At 43.7% G+C, this 4,391-nt stretch carries 3 protein-coding genes and 1 pseudogene; 3 read left to right on the top strand and 1 reads right to left on the bottom strand.

Features of this window, described 5'->3' with window-relative positions; all coding sequences use genetic code 11:
* The 3 genes and pseudogenes from B7C60_RS19665 to B7C60_RS15240 form a co-directional block, all read left to right on the top strand.
* Nucleotides 1-295, top strand: a pseudogene (locus B7C60_RS19665) (arylesterase); the annotation flags it as partial.
* 125 nt (nucleotides 296-420) lie between these two features.
* Nucleotides 421-1,617: an enoyl-ACP reductase FabV gene (gene fabV / locus B7C60_RS15245; protein WP_099612380.1), complete on the top strand. Its 1,197-nt coding sequence runs from the start codon at nucleotides 421-423 to the stop codon at nucleotides 1,615-1,617.
* Between the two features lie 260 nt (nucleotides 1,618-1,877).
* Nucleotides 1,878-3,527: an ABC-ATPase domain-containing protein gene (locus B7C60_RS15240; protein ID WP_099612379.1), complete on the top strand. Its 1,650-nt coding sequence runs from the start codon at nucleotides 1,878-1,880 to the stop codon at nucleotides 3,525-3,527.
* Nucleotides 3,528-3,626: 99 nt separating this feature from the next.
* On the opposite strand, the gene B7C60_RS15235 is transcribed toward B7C60_RS15240, so the two are convergent.
* On the bottom strand, nucleotides 3,627-4,256 hold the full coding sequence (locus B7C60_RS15235) for a DNA-J related domain-containing protein (protein WP_099612378.1): 630 nt from the start codon (nucleotides 4,254-4,256) through the stop codon (nucleotides 3,627-3,629).
* Nucleotides 4,257-4,391 lie beyond the last annotated feature (135 nt).

Below are 4,391 nucleotides of genomic sequence, written 5' to 3'. Positions count from 1 at the left end.
TTTAGGAGCCATGATCACACAGATCCAAGCTAAGAATGCACAAGCGATTATCATGCAAATCTTGACACCTCCGAATTATGGTCGTCGCTACAGTGATGCCTTTGCAAACATTTATCCTCGCTTAAGCGAGGACTTCTCTCTCCCTTTAATCCCTTTTTTTCTCGAACAGGTGATCATAAATCCCGAATGGATGATGGCAGATGGCCTACACCCAACCTCAGATGCCCAACCTTGGATAGCAAACTACATGACAGAGCAGCTCACTCCTTGGCTCTATGTTGAGTCATCCCAATGACAGAACCATGCTTCACAAGCATCTAATGATGGTTAAAAGTCTCTTTTTTAATGGTCTAGCTCAATAAACTTTACCTAGCTTTACGTTATGTTGAAGCCTCCCCAAGTAGCAATAGGTAATTTTTTATGCGCATAGAGCCGATTATCCAAGGTGTGGTTGCTCGCACCGCCCACCCTTTGGGATGCAAACAAGCTGTACTCGAACAAATTCGTTACGTCAAATCAGCAAAGGCTATTTCTCACGGGCCGAAACGAGTTTTAATCCTTGGGTCTTCCTCGGGGTTTGGGCTGGCTGCGCGAATTGCGCTTACTTTTGGGGGATCTGATGCAGATACGATAGGCGTTTCCTTTGAGCGAGCCCCCTCTGAAAATCGTATCGGCAGCGCGGGTTTCTACAATAATATTTTTTTTAAGCAGCAAGCAGAAAAAGCCGGACGCACTGCTATCAATATTAATGGCGATGTATTTTCAAAAGAAATCAAAGGACAAGTTATTGAAGCCATTGAAACTTATTTTGAAGGTGAAGTTGATTTAATCATCTACAGTATCGCTAGTGGTAAGCGTCCCAAGCCTGAATCGGATCAGTTTTGGCACTCCGTCATTAAACCCATCGGAGAGTCCGTCTCTGGTGCGACCATTTTGCTAGAAAATGATACGTGGCTAGAAACAACCCTTCCGCCCGCCACAGAAGAAGAAATTGATCATACCTTAAAGGTGATGGGTGGCGAAGATTGGGAAAGCTGGATCGACACATTAATTAATAATGACTCACTCGCCCAAGGTTGTAAAACCATCGCTTTTTCTTATGTTGGCCCCAAAATGACTCACCCTATTTACCTAGATGGAACATTAGGCAGAGCCAAAATCGACCTTCACCAAACCAGCCATTCATTGAATTTAAAACTAGCAAACTTTGACGGTAACGCTTATGCGACTGTATGCAAAGCCTTAGTCACCAAAGCCAGTGTTTTTATTCCGGCGTTTACCCCTTATCTGCTGGCGCTTTATCGGGTGATGAAAGAGAAAGGAACTCATGAAGGCTGTATTGAACAAATGCAACGACTCTTTAGTGATAAATTGTATGCCAACGTTCCAGTACCAGTAGATAGTGAAAGGCTATTACGTATGGATGACTGGGAATTAAACCCAGAGACTCAAACCCGTGTTCAAGAGATCGTACAACACATGACGGCAAATAATTTTGCACAAATTGGCGATTATGATGGATTTAAACAAGATTTCTTGCGACTCAATGGGTTTGGCATGCAAGAAGTAGACTACCAAACCGAGGTTGATTTATCCTCATTTATTCCATCACGCTAGTCTGAATTTGGTTGTTGCTGTTATTCGCCTGCGCTACAACAGAAAATTGAGGGATATGGATGAAAGTCATCGTTGGCTTTCATCATTGCCATAAGCATTAGATAAAAAATATTGATACCGTGCGTTCAGCATTAATCAATTATCAGCCACAAACGAGATAAATCTTTTCCTAACCGGTGGGATTATTTATCATGCTTTACTCTGTGCGGGGTGCTCCCTATAATCCCCCTCCTTTCTTGCCCTAATAAGTGATACTCGAGATGGATTTACTAATAGCGACACTGAAAAAACTCGAAAAACAGAATTACCGTCTTTATCAAAAAATCAAAGGACAGTATGATTTTACTGACTTTACTCTGTTTATCGATCACGTTCAGCCTGATCCTTATGCTTCCGCCTCCCGATTACGTGCGACGCGTGCATGGTCACTCACTGGTTTAGAGTGGGTTAAACAGCAATCGCCAGCCTATCAACAAGCGGCACGTGACTTTATCGCTCGGCGCTTTGCTGAACTGGCAAAACAAGAAAACAGCTTATCTATCGCCTTAACTGGACAAACCGTGCTCGATAGTACCGCCGTTATTTTTAATGATGAGGGTATTGAACTGCGCTTTCGTATCAACTTGCCAGCTGAAGGGCGCGATATTTTAGCTAAAAAAGCACTTAACATTTTAACCTTTCATCTGCCTAAATTTGTTCGCCGTGCTACCCTTGAGCGAGAATTAGATAAACAAGCTTTCATTCAGCATTGCCAACTGATTGAAGATCAAGACGCTATGCGTAACCAGCTCGCTGAACAGGGTTTGGTGGCATTTGTTGCCAATGGCAGTATTTTACCTCGTCTCGCTGGTGATAGTGATCTTCCAATGACAGAAGCGGTTCCTTTTCAGGCCCCCTCTAGCTTACAAGTTACCTTATCAACGCCCAACCAAGGCTTAATAACCGGAATGGGGATTCCCAAAGGCATCACGTTAATTGTGGGTGGTGGGTTCCATGGTAAATCGACCTTATTAACCGCATTAGAACGTTCTATCTACAATCATATTCCCGGCGATGGTCGTGAACGTGTTGTCATGGATACTCACGCAATGAAAATTCGGGCTGAAGAAGGACGTTGTGTTCATCATCTTAACTTGTCTAATTATATCAACCACCTTCCGATGGGCAAACATACCCATGACTTCAGCACACAAGATGCTTCTGGGTCGACCTCTCAAGCCGCTTGGTTACAAGAATCAATAGAAGCAGGCGCAAAAACCTTGTTGATTGACGAAGATACCTCTGCCACTAACTTTATGATCCGTGATGAAAGAATGCAGGCCCTCGTCAGCAAAGGCGATGAACCGATCACGCCTCTCGTTGATCGTATTGGTCAATTGCGTGACACATTAGGCATTTCTACCTTGATCGTTATGGGAGGGTCTGGGGATTACCTCGATGTAGCAGATACTGTTATTCAAATGCATGACTATCAAGCGCTTGATGTGACAAAAAAAGCCAAAGTGGTTATAGAACAACACCCAACGTTACGTCGTAACGAATGTGACACGCCACTCACGATATTAACTCCGCGCCAACTGAATCGCAGCGGACTACAAAAGTTATTGGCTGAGGGTAAATTCCGCGTTTCTGCAAAAGGAAAAGGCTCACTCCGTTTTGGCAAAGAGTTGACTGATATTTCTGCACTCGAGCAATTGGAATCCACCTCTGAAATTAATGCCATTGGCTGGTTATGGTTTCAGTTGGCTCAACAGCCAGGATGGTCAACTAACCCGGCATTGGAGATGGAAAAGCTACTTGATGGGCAGTGGTATGCAAACATGCCAAATCAAGGCGATCTCGCTAAGCCGCGTATTCTTGATGCAATGGCCGCTTTAAACCGTTTACGCAAAGCCCAATTTAAGGGCTAAAACATCCGCTCTTTATTGCATCGATCTTTATTGCTTTATTCTGCCAAGCTTTACTCTGAATAAGGCAATAAGACCATAAAGATGCGTGACGGCTCAATACTAAGCTTCTGGTTCTTGGCGTAAAACGTTCCATGCAGCACATAAGATTCGAAAGCGCTCTGCGTTACCGTTATCCCGATCTGGATGCCAGCGCAGTGCCAGTTTTCGCCAAGTTTTTCGAATTTCAAAAGAGGAAGCCTCTTCTGTTAATTCAAACAAACGCAATGCTTTAGCACGATCTAAGGTTTTAATACTCTCCCCGCCCACAAAACGTTGGTAGCGAGTCCAAAACTCATTCAATAAACGTCTAACTTCCCCTTCACTTGCTTCGTAGTGCTCCCAGTGGGTGTAATAGTCTCGTAGTGGATCATGATCATCAATCACGTATTGCGCATGACGAAACATCGGGCGTAAAGCAATGTCCATCGCTTCAACCTGAAGCCAACTTTTGGGGTAGAGCATCTCTTGTAACTGGTACAGAGCATTCATAATCAAAAAATTGCGCTTAAAAAGATCTTTCTCTCCAGTCGCATCCAAAACTGGCATTAACCCTTGTTCGCTTAAATGTGCCGCCAAGGTGTGCACCTTCCAGCCCGAAGGTTGGCGCTTTAGCACTTCCAAAATGGGCCATAATAATGGATTTTCCATATACGATTGAAAGGTTGTGCTCAATGCTTGTGTATGTGACATGCGATCCCCATCCTTGCCTGTATGCTATATATTCAAAGCTAAAGTAAAGGATTTGTCGAGTACCATCCTATCTAGATTGTCAGTTTTTGAACTCGGCTCTGTTTCTTAGCCGCTTATCGAATAAAACGAGGTAAA

It is taken from the genome of Vibrio fujianensis (genome assembly GCF_002749895.1).
Lineage (GTDB): Bacteria > Pseudomonadota > Gammaproteobacteria > Enterobacterales > Vibrionaceae > Vibrio > Vibrio fujianensis.
The sequence above is the reverse complement of the archived record's forward strand: the minus strand, read 5'-3'. Positions and strand labels throughout refer to the sequence as shown.